Genomic DNA, 16,344 nt, shown 5'->3' with positions numbered 1-16,344 from the left:
CGGAGCCCGTGCTCGGCTCGTTGGGTTTTGGTCTTCTTGGCTCAGGGCTGGACGGTCCGGGTCGCGGTCAGGCCCCAGGTGGCGTACGACAGCGTGACGGTGCCGCCCAGTTCGTCAACCGCGGCCGACGCCGACATCGACACGCTCGCGCCCACCCTGATCGGCGCCACACACCTGGTGTTCAGCGAGCGGAAGGACGGCCGACCGGACCCTGTGGCCGTCCGCAGGACCGTGGTCACGATCCTGGCGAGCGCCCTGCGGTAACGGTGATCCCACGCCCGGACCGGGCAGGGACCCCTCTCCGGCTCCCTGCCTCCGGGCGCACCGGCAGCGCGGGGGTGTGCCGATGGGCGAGTCCGACGGTCGGTCCGGACCTCAGGAGCAGCGGCTCCAGAGCGTCACCGCCGGGTAGGCCTTTGGTTCTGTCGGCCGGGCGGCGACAGCTGCGCCTTGTCGGCGAAGTCATGACCCACCGACCCGACGCGGGCCGCCCGGCGCTGGTGGACCAGCCGGGTCAGGTAGAGCAGCGCGCCGGCCAGGATGCCCATGTCGTCGAGGTAGATCGGGTCGGGCAGCAGGTCGACCGGCAGCAGCGTGTAGATCAACGCGCCGTAGAACGCGACCTTGCCGCCGGCTCCCAGCTCGCCGAGCAACTTCCGGGTACGCAGTACCCTGACCGCGAGCACGACAGCCCCGGCCAGGGTGGCGACGGCCACGATGCCACCCACTACCAGGACCACGGTCCACGCCTCACGGGACATGCCGCAACGGTAACCCGGCGGACCCCGCGCCGCCCGGCGGCACCGCCGAGGGCCGGGTGGAGCTGCTCCCGTACGCGGCAGCCGGTGGGTACGACGCCGACGTGTCCGGAAAGTTGGTCAGCCGGGTCACCGACAATCCCTGACGAGTCAGGAAGAGTACGGACATTCGGTGATCGTCATCGCATATGATCCCGATGAGTCGGGTCCACGACATCGCGCAATTGCCCCGCATCGACGTGTTGCGGCGGTGGTGCAAGGCATTGGCGATGCTTCCGGGTTACCTACAGGTTCCGCGCATGACTCGCCTGCGGGCTGCTGTGATCGTGAAGGGCTGAACGGCATGACCAAGCGTTCCGGCATCGACGCCGTACACAACTTCTTTGCGCGTGTCTGGCAGGCGCCGCAGGACTACGACGCCATCGACGAGCTTGTGGTGGAGGATTTTGTCCTCATCTCCGGTGGCAAGCGCATCGAGTCGCGGGCTCTCTTCAAGGAGTGGGTACGCAGCTTCAGCGCCGTGATCGACAACCTCGACTTCGAGGTCGTCGAGTCGTTCGAGAACCACGACGGTTCGCGCGTGGCGTCCGTGTTCTGCTTGACCGGCAACAACAACGGCGTGTTCGGAACCGCGCCCGACAACGCGCCGTTTCAGATGAGCGGTACGGCCGTCTGGGCGGTACGCGAGGACGGCATGCTGCTCTCGAACCGTGTCGAGCGCAACGCGTTCGAGGTTTACCAGCAACTCACCGGCCGCCCGGGGTAACCGCGCCCCATTCCTTCTCCCGGCCCCGTCAGAGGAACCGGTCCATGACAGGACCCGGTGCGTGACAGGAACCGGGCGGGGCGTGGACAGGATCATCCGGTCCGGCCGGGCCGGCCCTGCTCGGCCGCGGACCTGGTTGGCGGAGTGCCGAGGCCGCGTGACGTGGTACCAGCAGCCCTGCGAGCACGCGCTGTCACCGCGCCCGTGGTGAGAATGAGTCTTCCGCGGTGAAGTTCGTGATCTGGACGGCTGCGGCGTAGGCCCACTCCTGTGACGCCGCTCACGGCCCGTCACATCCCGTCGGGCTACCTCGACCTATCAGCGAACAGTCATGTCTTGCCACCGCCGAAGAGGACGTTCTCATGTTCGCCGCATACGTCACCGTCACCATCGTCGCTGCGGTCTTCACCGGCAGCGCCGCCGTCACCTACCTGATCGGCCACGACTACCCCAAGGCCCAGTTGGACATGAAGCGCCTGCCACGGTCGTGGGGACCGGTGTTGGGCATGTTGCTGGCGGCGGGCTCGTTGGGATTGCTGGCCGGGTTCGCCGTGCCGCTGCTGGGCGCCCTCGCCGCCGCTGGCCTTGTGCTGTACTTCGTCGGCGCGTTCGTTGCCCACCTGCGGGTGGGGTCCCGCCAACTCGTCGGACCGGCCGTGTTCTTCGTCGTCTCCGTGGCCGCCCTGGCCCTGAACCTCAGCTACCACGGCCCGTGGTGAACCGCCCTGGTCCCCTCCCGTGGCCGGCGCGGGCTGCCACACTCCGCACCGGCCGTGCCCGGGACATCCGCTGGTTCAGTCGGTCCGAGACGGTTCCGGCCCCCGTCAGGCGGTGCTGCCGGTGACCGAGGTTCCCGACTTCGTCAGGCGGTACGTGAGTTGCGTGCCGCTCCAGAAATGGAATGTGAGGGTGACAGTGCCGTCGTTGACCTCGGCGAAGAATTCGGGTTTCAGGGGCGGGGTGAGTGGCGATCTGGACCGTATGCCGTGAACCGGGATCCATTGAGGAGTGGCGGAAGGTCTCTGGGTGCCGACCGGGGCAACGCCCGTTGCTGCGAACCCGGCATGCGCCGTCGACGCGCGTCGAGGGCGGTACTGGCTGTCCGGCGCGGCCAAGCGCCCTCGCTCGACCGGCGATCACGTCGTCGGATTGACATGTGTCGTTTGACGTATGACGATGTGAGCGTTAACTTTTCACCCACGGGTCAGGCGGCTGCCGGGCGTCCTGACGACGCAGGGCCGCGATGTGGCGCGGATCCGCCACGACCGCCGGTCCATCACGCGGCCGGACGTCCGGGCGGGGTGGCCGCGTGGACGCGCCGGCCCATGCAACGTGCCGACGCCACCACCGGACGGCGGCATCCCCGGTCACACGCGTCCATCCTGCTCGCGTGCGACCCCTGAGCGAAGGAGCGGATCACGATGACCATCGGTGAGGCTCGTCCCGTCTCTCCGCAGAGACGTCGCTGGCGGTCAGGGTTGGCCGTCGTGGCGGCGGCGGTTGTCGCGGCCGGCACGCTCGTCGCGGTGAACGCCGGACCCGCGTCGGCGGCGGCAGTGGACACCGGTGCCTGGTACGTCCTGGTGAACCGGAACAGCGGCAAGGCACTGGACCTGTACGGCTCGGCCACGAACGACGGCGCGCGGATCAGCCAGTGGACCCGGAACAACGGAGCCAACCAGCAGTGGCAGTTCGTGGACTCCGGTGGTGGCTACTACCGACTGAAGTCCCGGCACTCCGGCAAGGTCCTCGACGTGCACAACTGGTCCACCGCCGACGGCGGGGCCGTGGTGCAGTGGTCCGACCTCAACGCGACGAACCAGCAGTTCCGGTTGGCCGACTCCGACGGAGGACACGTCCGGCTGATCAGCCGGCACAGCGGCAAGGCCGTCGAGGTGCAGGGTGCCTCCCTGGCGGACGGCGGGAACATCGTGCAGTACGCCGACTGGAACGGCGCGAACCAGCAGTGGCAGCTCGTGCGTGTCGACGGCGGCAACCCGCCGACGGGTGGCGCCGGCTGCGGCAAGGCCCCGACGTTGTCGAGTGGCACGCACACGATCCAGAGCAACGGCAAGAGCCGTTCCTTCATCCTGCGGATCCCGGCCAACTACAACAACGCCAACCCCTACCGATTGATCTTCGCTTTCCACTGGCGGGGCGGCACCATGCAGGAGATCTCCTCGGGCGGCACCAGCGGGACCCCCTGGTCCTACTACGGACAGCAGGAGCAGTCGAACAACAGCGCGATCCTGGTCGCGCCGCAGGGGCTCGGCAACGGTTGGGGCAACTCCGGTGGCGAGGACGTGACCTTCGTCGACGACATGATCCGGCGGATCGAGGGCGACCTCTGTGTCAATCCGCGACAACGCTTCGCCCTCGGTTTCAGCTGGGGCGGCGGTATGAGCTACGCCCTCGCCTGCGCCCGGGCGAATGTGTTCCGGGCCGTCGCGGTCATCGCCGGCGCGCAGATCAGCGGGTGTAGCGGCGGTACGCAGCCGATCGCGTACTTCGGGCTGCACGGCATCTCGGACAACGTCCTCAACATCTCCCAGGGGCGGGCGCTGCGGGACACGTTCGTCCGGAACAACGGTTGCGCCGCACAGAACCCGCCGGAGCCGGGGGCGGGCAGCCGGACACATGTCACCACCAGTTACTCGGGATGCCGGTCCGGCTACCCCGTGCAGTGGGCCGCGTTCGACAACGGCCACATGCCCGGTCCGGTGGACGGCACCTACGCCGAGAGCGGCATCACGACCTGGACCAAGGGCGAGATCTGGCGGTTCTTCGCCCAGTTCTCCTGAGGGCTCGGAAGACTGACGGGCGGGCTCCTGGTGAGCGGAGGGTCGGTACCCGCCGTGGACCGGGAGTCCCCCGTCGGTGTGTCACCGCTGGAGCCGGGTGGGGTTGCCCGTTCCGCTGCGCCGGACGAGCCACGCCTCGCTGATGTGGGTGTACATCGCCTCGGCGGCACCGTCCGGGTCGTGCGCGGCGATGCGTTCGTAGATGCGTCGGTGGCCGCGGTTGGAGGCTACGCACAGGGAGCGTTCGGTCCGACCCATGTACCGGGCGGTGTTGACGACCTGACTCTCCAGCGCGCGTACCACGCCGCGGGCGATGCGGTTGCCGGACGCCTGCATGATCGTGTCGTGGAAGGCGCGGTCGTGCTCGTGGTAGGTGACGTGGTCGTCGACGAGTTCGTCCATCCGCTCCACCTGACCGCGCAGCCGCTCGATGGTCTCCTGGTTTGCCAGGCGGGCGGCGACGTTGGCCATGTCGGACTCCAGCACCCGCCGGGTGACGACGAGGTCGTCGAGGATGGCCAGGCTGTCGTCCTCGGCGATGGTGGCCGCGAGGACGAGTTCGTCGAGCATGTCCCACGACGACGGCGGGGTGACCATGGTGCCGGCACCCTGGCGGACCTGCACCAGCCCCTTCTCCTGAAGGATCTTGACGGCTTCCCGGACGACGGTCCGGCTGACGGAGAAGGTCTCGCAGAGCACCGGCTCGGGAGGAAGTGACGTCCCGGACGGGTGCGTCCCGCGGACGATGCGCTCCACCAGCTCGGCGGTGACGGCCCGGGCGAGGTTGGTCGGTCGTCGTGTCCAGGCCGGGGGCGCTGCAGCGTTCAAGGCGGTCTCCTGCGATGGCGTCATGTCCCCTCCGGATGGCTCACCGCGCTGGTAACCCGGCGTCCGTGATCAGTGTACGGTCGACCATTGACGTTAGACATCATACGAGTTACGTTTCCGTCCAATCATGACACCTGACGGTCGGTCCGCCGACCACCCCACGTCCAAAGGGTGACAACGATGAAACAGCGAGCAATGTGGCCGGCCGTCCTCGTGGTGGGACTGGCGCTGGCCGGCTGTGGAAGCGCCACAGGGTCAGACTCGTCCCCGGGCGGGTCGGAGGGCAAGCTGGTGGTGTGGGACTGGAAGTCCGGCGAGGCTTCCGCCGCACCCTACATCGAGAAGGCGAAGGCGGACTTCGCGAAGAAGCATCCGGACGTGACGGTCGAGTTCGTCGCGCAGCCCTTCGACCAGTACTACACGCTGCTCGGTGCGGCGATCCAGTCCGGCAAGGGACCGGACGTCATCCTGTTCAACGGCGGCGGTCAGATCCGCGACCGGGTGGACGCGCTGGTGCCGCTGGACGAGTACGTGGCCGAGGACAGGCAGCGGCTGGCCGGCTGGGACGCGTTCACCAAGGACGGCAAGGTCTACGCCGGCCCGGTGACGCTGCAGGGCCACCCCATCTACTACAACAAGACGCTCTACGAGAAGGCCGGACTCGATCCGGCCAGTCCGGCCACCACCTGGAGCGAGTTCGTAGCCGACTGCGGCGCCATCGCCAAGGCCGGCGCCAAGTGCTTCGCCCTCGGCAACAAGGAGGGTGCCGGCATCCAGTTCTGGCTCTCCGGCCTGGCCTCGGGCATCCTCACCGCGCAGGAGTACGACAACTGGATCGCCGGGAAGCGCGACTGGAACTCGCCCAACGTCAAGCGGGTCTTCCAGCTCTGGAAGGAGGCCGGTGACGCGGGTCTGAACAACGACGGCGCCAACTCGACCGCGATGTTCAACGACTCGTTCGCCCTCTTCCAGTCCGGCAAGGCCGCCCACGTCATCGGGCTGATGTCGGACGTGGGGCACTGGCAGGACTTCAACGAGTTCCTGACCGCCGACAAACTCGGCGTCATGGACGCCCCGGTGGTCACCGCCGGGACCACCCCGAGCCTGCCCTACGACGGGGGCATCGGCTACGGGGTCGCCAGGTGGACGAAGGACCCGAAGATGGCCGCCGACCTGGTGCGGGCACTGACCTCCACCGACGCGCTCAAGGCCTTCTACGCCGGCGCCGGCGCGATCGCCGCCGACACCACCATCGACGTGTCGCAGGGCGGGCCGGCCGTCGCCACGATCGTCTCCGAGATCAAGAGCGGCAAACCGGCCCTGCACGTGGCGCTCTCCTCGAAGACCCTGGACCTGATGGGTCGGCTCTCCCAGCAACTGCTCAGCGGTTCGATCACCGTCGACGAGGTGGTGAAGCAGTTGGCCGCTTCCGACCAGGCGGGCTGAACCCGTGCCGATCGGAAATGACGTACAGCCGTGGGGGGGGGGGGGGGGGGGGGGGGCCCCCCCCCCGGGGGGGCGGGGGGGCCCCCCCCCCCCCCCGGGGGGGCCCCCCCGGCCGGGCGGGGGGGGCCCCCCCGGGGGGGGGGGGGCCCCCCGGGCCCCCCCCCCCCCGACGGGGCGGCGGCCGGGCCCGCCACCCGCCGTGGCGGCGCTCGTCGCCGGCGCTCCGCGAGTACCCGGTCCGAGCGCTTCGCGCCCTACGTCCTGGTGGCCCCGGCCGTACTGATCATCGTGGTGCTGCGGCTCTACCCGCTGCTCCTCGGGGTCAACTTCTCCTTCACCGGCGACGGTGAGCGCAACGGCGTGGCGGTCGGTCTCGACAACTACCTGGAACTGCTCCAGGATCCGCTGTTCCGGACCGCGCTGGGCAACGTGGGACTGCTGGTGCTGCTGCTTCCGGTGGCGGTGGCGATTCCCGGGCTGCTCGCGACGTTCATCTACCTCCGGGTCCCCGGCCACCGGCTCTACCGCAGCGTCTACTTCTTCCCCGCGGTGCTCTCCCCGGTCATCGTCGGCGCGATCTTCAACCTTCTGCTCGCCGTCGACGGCCCGCTCAACGCCGTTCTCGGGTCGGTCGGTGTCGGTCCGGTGGACTGGCTCGGGCACCCGGACGTCGCGATGTTCGTGGTGGTCGCCGTGCATGTCTGGGCGACCCTCGGAATGGCCCTGGTGGTCTTCCTCGCCGGCTTCGCCACCCTGGACGGCGCACTGCTGGACGCGGCCCGGGTGGACGGCGCGTCGCTGGCCCAGGTCATCTGGCACGTGATCGTCCCGGGACTGTCGCGCACCATCCAGTTCGTCTTCGTGACCACGATGATCGGGATGCTGACCTCCATGTTCGGCCTGCTCTACGTCATGACCAGCGGTGGGCCGGAGGGATCGACGTACCTGCCGGAGTACTACATCTGGATCAAGCAGGGGCAGATGAACCGGCCGGCCCTCGCGTCAGCCGCGTCGACGGTCCTCTTCGTGATCATGATCGTCGTGGGGCTGTTGCAGATCAAGCTGCTCAAGCGGGCGGGAAGGGAGGCTTGATGTCCCGCATCCGGCTGGGCCGGTGGGTGGTGGCCGTCCCGATGGCGTTGCTCGCACTGGCGACGGTCTACCCCCTGGTGTTCACCGTCAACGTCGCGATGAAGACCCGGCGTGACTACATCCTCGACCGGTTCTCCCTGACCGACGCCCTGCGCTGGGAGAACCTCAGCACGGCGTGGAACAGCGTCGGGATGGGCCGATACTTCGTCAACTCCCTGCTCGTGGTGACGTCGTCGGTGATCCTGCTGCTGCTCTTCGGGTCGATGGCCGGCTTCGCCCTGAGCCAGTTGCGGTTCCGCGGCTCGACGGCGCTGTTCCTGGGCTGCCTCGCGGGACTGTTCGTGCCGTTCCAGGTGATCATGGTGCCGCTCGCCCGGATCATGGCGGACGGTGGCCTCATCGACACGTACCCCGGGTTGATCCTCGTCTACGTGGCCCAGTTCCTGCCCTTCACCGTCTTCCTGATGACGAGCTACTACAAGACCATCCCGCCGGAGATCATCGACGCGGCCAGGATCGACGGCAACAGCGTGTACGGCGTGTACCGCCGGATCATGCTGCCCCTGGGTACCCCGGCACTGCTGTCGGTCGGCATCCTCGACGCCCTGTTCTGCTGGAACGACGTCCTCATGGCGCTGGTGATGATGCCTTCGGCCGACCACCGGACCCTCATGGTCGGCGTCACCTCGCTGCGTGGGCAGTACTCCGACGACATCCCCACCTTCGCCTCCGGAGTCCTGATCGCCGCTGTCCCCGTCCTGGTGGTCTACCTGTTCCTCCAGCGCCAGATCGCCGACGGCGTCGCCGCCGGTTCCACGAAGGGCTGACATGCGGATCACCGGATATCGGACACTCACCACGGTTCAGGAATGGGGTCGGCCCGTCGGCGACGCCAACGGCGTCTTCTCCGACGGGGTGGTCCCGGTGCCGATCGTCATCGTCGAGACCGACGAGGGCATCTCGGGGGTCGGCCTCGGGCCGCACGTGGAGATCGAGCGGATCTTCGCGGCCATCGAGGGCGAAGATCCCCGTGCCGTGACGACCCTCTACGACCGCATGCTGCGGCACACCTTCAAGGCCGGCCACGCGGGCCCGGTGTTCGGCACCATCGGCGCGCTCGACACCGCCCTGTGGGACATCAAGGCGAAGGCGGCCGGCGAGCCACTGTGGCGACTGCTGGGCGGACGTGACCGACGGGTTCCCGCGTACGCGTCAGGTCTGGACATCGGGCTGACCGACGACGAACTCGTCTCGGCGTACGAGGTCTACGCCCGGTACGGGCTGCGGGCGGCCAAGCTCAAGGGCGGGCTCGACATCGAGCGTGACCGGCACCGCCTCTGCCTCGTCCGGGACGTGCTGACCGAAGCCGGGCACGGCGTGCGGCCGGGGCTGATGCTCGACGTCAACGAGGTCTGGACCCGCAAGCAGGCCGTCCGGCACGTCTGCGAACTCGAACGCGTCCTCGACCTGATCTGGATCGAGGAGCCCGTCCGGCGCTGGGACGCCGACGGCCACGCCGCCGTCGGCCGGGGCATCCGTGCGTCGGTCGCCACCGGAGAGAACCTCACCGGGCTCGAGCAGTACCGCCCACTGATCGCCGCCGGGGCGATCGACATCGTGCAGATGGCGGCCGTCTGGGGAGTCACCCACTTCCTGCGGACGTCCGCCCTGGCGCATGCCCACGACCTGCCGGTCAGCCCGATCGGCAACAGCCCGATCGGGCTGCTGCACGCCGCGACTTCGGTGCCCAACCACCTGACCAGCGAGTTGCAGGACCTGACTCCACCGGTCGGCGTCTCCGTCGACCTGCACGTCGAGGACGGTGCCTTCGTGCTCGGTGACTCGTCCGGCCTTGGCGTCCGGGTCGACGAGGAGCGGATCAGGGCCACCACCCGGCGGTCGGAGACGCGGACGTCCGAGAGCCCCAACGTCCGGCCGGAGCGGGCCGGCCGGCGACTGCTGGCCGGCGTCGACGGCATCGCCGGAACGCCGCGGTTCCCCGGTGCGCCGCTGCACTCCCACAACGACGTGTCGCCCACCGCACGCCACTGACCCGGCCACCGGGTCCTGCTGCGACGGAAGGAATTCGTGGGTGCCCCGCCACGGCGGGGCACCCATGACCGTGCCGGCCGGGACGAGCGACGTACCGGCTGTCGAGACGGAGGATCGATGAGAACAGTGGTCTACCGGGGGGCTCGCCGCCTCGGGATCGAGGAGCGCGCCCCGGAACCGCCGGGACGCGGCGAGGTGTCGATCGCGGTTGCCTACACCGGGATCTGCGGCACCGACCTGCACATCTACCACGGGGACATGGACGCCCGGGTCGGCGCCTCGGCGATCATCGGGCATGAGATGTCGGGGCGGATCGCGGCGGTGGGGGAGGAGACCACCGGCTGGTCCGTCGGCCAGGCCGTCACCGTGATGCCGACCCGCTCGTGTGGGCGGTGCGCCGCCTGCCGGCGCGGGAACTCCCACATCTGCCACGCGATGAACTTCCTCGGCATCGACTCGCCGGGCGCCATGCAGTCCTCGTGGAACGTCCCGGCGGACCTGGTCCTGCCGCTCCCGGAGGAACTGCCGCTGGACCACGCGGCGCTCGTCGAACCGGTCGCGGTGGCGGTGCACGACGTCCGGCGGGGGAACGTGACCGGCACCGACCAGGTGGTCGTGGTCGGCGGCGGGCCGGTCGGAGTCCTGATCGCCATCGTGGCGAGGGGCCGTGGCGCACGGGTCCTGCTCGTCGAGCCGGATCCGTTCCGCCGCGCCGCCGCGCACGGGATGGGGATCGACGCCGTCGACCCGGGAACGACCGACGTCGTGGCGCTGGTGAACGACCGCACCGACGGTGCCGGCGCCGACATCGCCTTCGAGGTCTCCGGGTCCCCCGCCGGTGTCGCCACGGCGGTGGACGTGCTGACCACCCGCGGCCGGCTGGTGATGGTGGCGATCCATCCCCGCCCCCGGGAGGTCAACCTGCACCGGTTCTTCTGGCGCGAACTGGAGCTGCTCGGCGCCCGCCTGTACCAGCGGGAGGACATGGCGGAGGCGGTCCGGCTGGTCGCCTCCGGCGCGATCCCGGCGGGACAGCTCATCAGCCGGGTCGAACCCGTCGAGGCGGTGGACGCCGCGTTCACGGCCCTGGAGGGCGGCGGGGTGCTGAAGGTGCTGCTCGACTGGCAGGAGGACAACCGGTGATCGAACTGTTCGACCTGTCCGGACGGACCGCCGTCGTCACCGGCGCCCGGCGTGGCATAGGTCTGGCCATGGCCGAGGCGTTGGCCCGGTCCGGTGCCGACGTCGTCGGCGTCTCGGCCCAACTGGAACCGGACGGAAGTGAGGTGGAACGCCGGGTACGTGCCGCCGGCCGCCGCTTCACCGGGCTGCGGGCCGACCTCGCCGACCGGGCGGCCGTGCACCGGTTGGCCCGGGACCTCACCGCGCTCGGACCGGTCGACATCCTGGTGAACAACGGCGGCACGATCGCCCGTACCCCGGCCGTCGATCACCCGGACGAGATGTGGGACCACGTGATCGAGGTCAACCTGAGCAGCCAGTTCGTGCTGAGCCGGGAGATCGGCCGGACGATGGTCGAGCGGGGCCACGGGAAAATCATCTTCACCGCCTCGCTGCTGAGCTTCCAGGGCGGCATCACCGTTCCCGGCTATGCCGCGTCGAAGTCGGGGGTGGCCGGGCTGACCAGGGCGCTGGCGAACGAGTGGGCGGTGCACGGGGTGAACGTGAACGCCATCGCCCCCGGTTACATCGCCACCGACAACACCCGGGCGTTGCGGGACGACCCCGATCGCGCACCGGCGATCCTCACCCGGATCCCGGCCGGCCGGTGGGGTCGTGCCGACGATCTCGGAGGTGCCACGGTGTTCCTGGCCTCGGCGGCGTCGGACTACGTCAACGGGATCGTGCTGCCCGTCGACGGCGGCTGGCTGGGCCGATGACCGGCGGGCAGGTGCCGGGCGGCCCCGGGATCGTCGACGCGCACCACCACCTCTGGGTCCGGTCACGGCATCCGCAGCCGTGGATCGACCCGGTGACCATGGCCGCCATCGACGCCGACTTCGAGCCCGTCGACCTCGCCCCGCTGGCCCGGGCCGCCGGGGTCACCGCGACCGTCGTGGTCCAGTCCATCGCCTCGCCGGCCGAGACGGTGGACCTGCTGGGCGTCGCGGCCGACGATTCGCTCATCCACGGGGTCGTCGGCTGGGTGGACCTGACAGCCGACGACGTCGCCGACCGCATCGACCGGTTGCGGGCGGCACGGGGCGGGGACCGGCTCGTCGGCATCCGCCACCTCGTTCAGGACGAGTGCGACCCGGCGTACCTGGACCGTCCGGACGTCCGCCGGGGGATCGCGGCGGTCGGTGCCGCCGGGCTCGTCTTCGACCTGCTCGTCCGCCAGCACCAGCTACCGATGGCCACCCGTCTGGCGCGCGACCTGCCGACGGTACGGTTCGTCCTCGACCACCTCGGCAAGCCCGCGCTGGGCAGTCCGGAACTGGCGGACTGGACCCGGAACCTGCGGACACTGGCGACCTCGCCGAACACGACGGCGAAGCTCTCCGGCCTGGTGACCGAGGTGCGACGGCCGTACTGGGTGCCCGAGGACCTACGACCGCCCGTCGACGACGCTCTCGACGCGTTCGGGCCGGACCGGCTGATGTTCGGCTCGGACTGGCCGGTGTGCCTGCTCGCCGCGTCGTACCAGCGTTGGGTGGCGGCCCTGGCGGAGTTGCTGGGCGACCTCGGGGCAGCCGACCGGTCGCTGATCTGGGAGCACACGGCGCGGCGCGTCTACCGGCTGAAGCCGTCGTGAGGACGCCTGCGCTGCCGTGCTGTGGCACCGGCGGCCGGCTGCCGTGCCGGACGAGGTCCGGGACGCGCTGACGACAGCCCGTCGCCCGGGTAGGGCCGGCCGGCCCTACCCGGGCGACGCCGTCGTGCCCGCCGGGGCCCGCCCCCCGGACGCCCGCCCGGGGGCGGGGGGGGGCGCGCCCCCCCCCCCCGGCCCCCCGCCGACGGCCCGGCCTGGACCGGCCCCCTGGGTGGGTGCCGGTCCCGACCGGGACGTCGCCGCCTCGTCACGCCAGGTTGAACCGCCACTGCTGGTTGGTGCTGCCCAGGCAGTTCCACTGCAACAGCCGGGCTCCGTCGTTGGTGGCGCCGCCGTTGACGTCCACGCAGTGACCGCTCAGCACACTCTTCACCGTGTACACCCCGGAGGTCCCGGTCGGCGTGGCGGTGAACTTCTGCTGGTTGCTGTTGTTGCAGGTGGCCTGCTGGAGGAAGGCGCCCGGCGCGGTGGAGGCGCCGGTCACCTCGACGCACTTGCCGCTGTGCACCGCCTTCAGGTAGACCGCACCGCCACCGGCGTCGACCGCCTGCCACTTCTGGTTGTTGCCGCCGGTGGCCGCCCACTGGTGGATCTGGGCACCGTCGGCGGTGGAGACGCCGTTGACGTCCATCAGCTTGCCGCTGTGCTGCGCGGTGAGCGTCCAGGTCCGGCCCGCTATGCCGTCGGTGTTCGGTACGCCGACACCGGTGCCGCCGAAGGTGTGCGAGTCGAGGTCGAACCAGTTGTTCGCGCTGCCCTTGAACACCAGGTACAGGGTGTGGCTTCCGGCGAGCGCGGTGACGTTCACCGGCGGCGTGGACTGGTAGTTGTCCCAGCCCCCGGTGCTGGGCACCGGAGTGGTGGCCAGCAGCGTGCCGGTCGGCGAGCCGGCGCGCAGTTCGATCGAGCCGCCACCGGACGGCGACGACAGCCGGTAGCTGACCGTCGTGATGCCCGACAGGCTCATCGGGGTGAAGGCGATCCAGTCGTTGTTCGAGATGTCCCCGACGCGCTTGCCGCTCTCCGCGCCGGCCTGGTCGACGATCCGGGTGCCGGACTGGCTGCTGTGGTACTCGGCCTGCTTGTGCTTGGGTTGCAGGATCGCCTGCGCGCGGCCGGTGAGCGGAGCCGCTCCGCCGGCACCGCCGTTGTCGGTGTAGTGCGCGTTGAGCACGTAGAACAGGTTGGCGCCGTCCGGGTGCCCGCCGAGCAGGTCGGTGGAGATGGTGCCCGAGCAGCCGGGGTAGTCCGTGGTCTCGTGCGCGTGGTCGTCGTGGCCGAGGGCCGGGTTGAGGATCACCTTGGTGCAGTCGACCGCCGCGCCGCCCGGGTCGGAGACGGTGATCTGGTACGACACCTTTTCGCCGAAGGTGAGCATGCCGCCGTTGGCCGGGGTGGTGATGGTGACCACCGGGGCGGTGTTGCCGACGGTGATCTGGACGTTGGCGAAGCCGGTCTTGCCGGTGTTGTCGGTGACCTTCAGCTGCGCCGTGTAGTTGCCGTTGCTGTTGTAGACGTGCGACGGGTTGGCCGCCGTCGAGGTGCTGCCGTCACCGAAGGTCCACTGGTAGCTGAGCGTGTTGCCCGGGTCGGGGTCGGTGGTACCGGCGCTGCTGAACTGGACGTTCAGCGGGGCGTTGCCGCTGGTGGGCGTACCGGTGGCCTTGGCGATCGGGGAGCGTCCGCCCTGGATGTAGTCGATCCGGTAGAGCCCGGAGTCGCTGTTCCCGCCGCCGAAGTTGGTGCCCCATTCCAGCAGGTAGAGCGAGCCGTCCCGGCCGAACTCCAGGTCCATCGGCTTGTTGAAGTTGCCGGCCGGCAGGAACGGGTTGGTCCGGGTGACCGTGGTGGCCGAGTCGAAGTGGACCTCCTTGATGTAGTTGCGCGACCACTCGTAGAAGAAGTGCACGCCGTCGTAGTAGGGCGGGAACTTCGTCGCGGACGGGTTGGCCGGGTCGTACCGGTAGACGGGCCCGCCCATCGGCGCCGAGCCGCCGGAGCCGAGTTCCGGGAAGGTCGGCGAGGTGCCGTAGCCGTACCAGATCTGGGGGGCGACGACCGGCCGCAGGCTGGTCAGCCCGGTGTTGTTGGGCGAGTTGTTGACCGGTGAGCTGCAGTTGAACTTCGCGCCGACAACGCCGGTGTCCGGGTTGTACGGGGCGTAGGGCTGGTTGTCGCCGTGGCAGAACGGCCAGCCGTAGTTGCCCGCGGACTTGATCACGTTGAGTTCGACGAGCCCTTCCGGTCCACGGTTGGTGGTCGGGGGGTTCCGGTCGGGCCCGTAGTCGGCCAGGTAGACCCAGCCGTTCGCCGGATCGATCGAGAAGCGGAACGGGTTACGGAAGCCCATCGCGTAGATCTCGGGCCGGGTCTGCGCCGTTCCCTGCGGGTAGAGGTTGCCCGCCGGGACGGTGTAGCCGCCGCCGGCCGAGGGCCGGATACGCAGCAGCTTTCCCCGCAGGTCGTTGGTGTTGCCGGCGGTCCGGGCGGCGTCGAGGTTGGCTCTGCCGGGCCGCCAGTCCAGCGGGGCGTAGCCCTGCCAGTTGGGGTCGAGGTTCGGTGGCGTGTCGTCGCCGGTGCCGATGTAGAGGTTCCCGTCCGGACCGAACTCGATGTATCCGCCGGTGTGGCCGGGCTCAGGGAAGGTCCGGTCGCGGTAGGCGGGGATGTCGATGATCCGGACCTCGGTGGAGAGGTTCAGGGTGTCACCGGTGAGCGTGTAGCGGGAGACCCGGTTGACGTCCGTCGTGCTGTTCGCCGGCGCGTGGTACAGGTACACGTGGCCGTTGCTGGCGAAGTTCGGGTCGAGCGCCAGCCCGGTGAGGCCGTCCTCGCCGCCGGTGTAGACACTGAGCGTGCCGGCGGTGACGGTGGTGCTGGTCGACGGCTTGAAGATCTTGAGCTGCCCGCCCCGCTGGACGTAGAGCACGCGTCCGTCGGGAGCCACCGCCAGCGCCATCGGGTCGACGGTGTTGTCGTCGAGGGCGCGCTTCTCGAAGTTGCCCCAGACGGTGCCGCCGCAGTCGCCGGGTTCGTTGCCGGCGGCCCACTTGACGCCGCCGAGGACGTGGTTGCGGAAGTTGGTCTCGCTGTACGACTCGACGGCGTGCCCCATCGCGGTGGCCCAGAGCCGGCCGCCGCTGACGTTGCGGCACCAGGAGATCGGATGGTCCGGGCCCATCGCCCGGGAGCCGGGGTTGTACGTGCGCTCGTCGGCGGTCACCAGGACGTGCACGTCACCACGCGGGTTCCTGTCGAAGTTGTACCACTCCTCGCTGCGGTTCCAGCGGTCCGGCAGGCTGGCCGTCGAGGGATGCTTCTTGTCGGCGACGATGGCGGTGCCGGGCAGCACGCCGGGGGAGTGCTCCGGCATGTGGGCACCGGCGTTGACGGTCTGGTCCCACCACGGGTACTCGCCCTCGATGCCCATGTCCGTGGCGTTGTGGATGGCGACGATGCCCTTGCCGCTGGCCAGGAACCCTTCCACCGCCTGGCGCTGGGCCGCCGAGGTCCACACCATGCCCGAGGTCTGGAACATGATGAGGACGTCGAAGGTCGCGAGGTTGGCCGGGGTGAAGACGTTCGAGTCCTCGCTGTGTACCAGTTCGAAGTTGTTCGCCGCCGCCTGTTGCTGGAACATCGAGATCCCGGCGGGGATCGAGTCGTGCCGGTAGCCGGTGGTCTTGGTGAACAACAGGGCGCGGAAGGCGGGAGCCGCCGACGCCGGGGGTGCGAGCGCGAGCGAGAGTAACAGGCCGGCGAGCACGCCGATGATCAGTGTGTTGCGACGCATGCCGTCTCCTAGTT

At 69.8% G+C, this 16,344-nt stretch carries 15 protein-coding genes; 11 read left to right on the top strand and 4 right to left on the bottom strand.

Annotation, left to right across the window (positions count from 1 at the left end; genetic code table 11):
• Positions 1-27 precede the first annotated feature (27 nt).
• Positions 28-264, top strand: a complete 237-nt coding sequence (locus tag V1633_RS30305) for a hypothetical protein (RefSeq protein ID WP_331217721.1) — start codon at positions 28-30, stop codon at positions 262-264.
• Between the two features lie 134 nt (positions 265-398).
• Here the strand turns inward: V1633_RS30305 and V1633_RS30300 are convergent, their stop codons facing one another.
• Positions 399-761, bottom strand: coding sequence for a YkvA family protein (locus tag V1633_RS30300; RefSeq protein ID WP_331217720.1), 363 nt, complete (start codon positions 759-761; stop codon positions 399-401).
• Positions 762-930: 169 nt separating this feature from the next.
• On the opposite strand from V1633_RS30300, the gene V1633_RS30295 reads away from it, so the two are divergent.
• Positions 931-1,524: an ester cyclase gene (locus V1633_RS30295; protein ID WP_331217719.1), complete on the top strand. Its 594-nt coding sequence runs from the start codon at positions 931-933 to the stop codon at positions 1,522-1,524.
• 362 nt (positions 1,525-1,886) lie between these two features.
• Positions 1,887-2,243, top strand: coding sequence for a DoxX family protein (locus tag V1633_RS30290; RefSeq protein WP_331217718.1), 357 nt, complete (start codon positions 1,887-1,889; stop codon positions 2,241-2,243).
• Positions 2,244-2,348: 105 nt separating this feature from the next.
• On the opposite strand, the gene V1633_RS30285 is transcribed toward V1633_RS30290, so the two are convergent.
• Positions 2,349-2,639, bottom strand: a complete 291-nt coding sequence (locus V1633_RS30285; RefSeq protein ID WP_331217717.1) for a hypothetical protein — start codon at positions 2,637-2,639, stop codon at positions 2,349-2,351.
• 306 nt (positions 2,640-2,945) lie between these two features.
• Between V1633_RS30285 and V1633_RS30280 the strand changes: the two genes are divergently transcribed.
• Positions 2,946-4,325: an RICIN domain-containing protein gene (locus V1633_RS30280; protein WP_331217716.1), complete on the top strand. Its 1,380-nt coding sequence runs from the start codon at positions 2,946-2,948 to the stop codon at positions 4,323-4,325.
• Between the two features lie 81 nt (positions 4,326-4,406).
• Here the strand turns inward: V1633_RS30280 and V1633_RS30275 are convergent, their stop codons facing one another.
• Complete coding sequence (locus V1633_RS30275) at positions 4,407-5,153, bottom strand: FadR/GntR family transcriptional regulator (RefSeq protein WP_331217715.1); 747 nt, start codon at positions 5,151-5,153, stop codon at positions 4,407-4,409.
• 180 nt (positions 5,154-5,333) lie between these two features.
• On the opposite strand from V1633_RS30275, the gene V1633_RS30270 reads away from it, so the two are divergent.
• The 7 genes from V1633_RS30270 (at position 5,334) to V1633_RS30240 (ending at position 12,519) form a co-directional block, all read left to right on the top strand.
• The gene (locus tag V1633_RS30270) at positions 5,334-6,599 is read left to right on the top strand and encodes an ABC transporter substrate-binding protein (RefSeq protein ID WP_331217714.1); all 1,266 of its coding nucleotides are present in this window, start codon (positions 5,334-5,336) and stop codon (positions 6,597-6,599) included.
• A gap of 264 nt (positions 6,600-6,863) precedes the next feature.
• The gene (locus V1633_RS30265) at positions 6,864-7,691 is read left to right on the top strand and encodes a carbohydrate ABC transporter permease (RefSeq protein ID WP_331217713.1); all 828 of its coding nucleotides are present in this window, start codon (positions 6,864-6,866) and stop codon (positions 7,689-7,691) included.
• Positions 7,691-8,518, top strand: a complete 828-nt coding sequence (locus tag V1633_RS30260; protein WP_331217712.1) for a carbohydrate ABC transporter permease — start codon at positions 7,691-7,693, stop codon at positions 8,516-8,518. Before V1633_RS30265 ends, V1633_RS30260 begins: the two co-directional genes overlap by 1 nt.
• Position 8,519: 1 nt before the next feature.
• Positions 8,520-9,743, top strand: coding sequence for a mandelate racemase/muconate lactonizing enzyme family protein (locus tag V1633_RS30255; protein ID WP_331217711.1), 1,224 nt, complete (start codon positions 8,520-8,522; stop codon positions 9,741-9,743).
• 117 nt (positions 9,744-9,860) lie between these two features.
• The gene (locus V1633_RS30250) at positions 9,861-10,886 is read left to right on the top strand and encodes a zinc-dependent alcohol dehydrogenase (protein WP_331217710.1); all 1,026 of its coding nucleotides are present in this window, start codon (positions 9,861-9,863) and stop codon (positions 10,884-10,886) included.
• Positions 10,883-11,644, top strand: a complete 762-nt coding sequence (locus tag V1633_RS30245) for an SDR family oxidoreductase (RefSeq protein WP_331217709.1) — start codon at positions 10,883-10,885, stop codon at positions 11,642-11,644. The genes V1633_RS30250 and V1633_RS30245 overlap by 4 nt, the downstream gene beginning before the upstream one ends.
• The gene (locus tag V1633_RS30240; RefSeq protein ID WP_331217708.1) at positions 11,641-12,519 is read left to right on the top strand and encodes an amidohydrolase family protein; all 879 of its coding nucleotides are present in this window, start codon (positions 11,641-11,643) and stop codon (positions 12,517-12,519) included. The genes V1633_RS30245 and V1633_RS30240 overlap by 4 nt, the downstream gene beginning before the upstream one ends.
• Positions 12,520-12,784: 265 nt before the next feature.
• On the opposite strand, the gene V1633_RS30235 is transcribed toward V1633_RS30240, so the two are convergent.
• Positions 12,785-16,330, bottom strand: coding sequence for a ThuA domain-containing protein (locus V1633_RS30235; RefSeq protein ID WP_331217707.1), 3,546 nt, complete (start codon positions 16,328-16,330; stop codon positions 12,785-12,787).
• Positions 16,331-16,344 lie beyond the last annotated feature (14 nt).

The sequence above is a fragment of the Plantactinospora sonchi genome, assembly GCF_036422035.1.
Classification (GTDB): Bacteria; Actinomycetota; Actinomycetes; order Mycobacteriales; family Micromonosporaceae; genus Plantactinospora; species Plantactinospora sonchi.
This window is presented reverse-complemented; position numbering and strand designations above follow the sequence as displayed.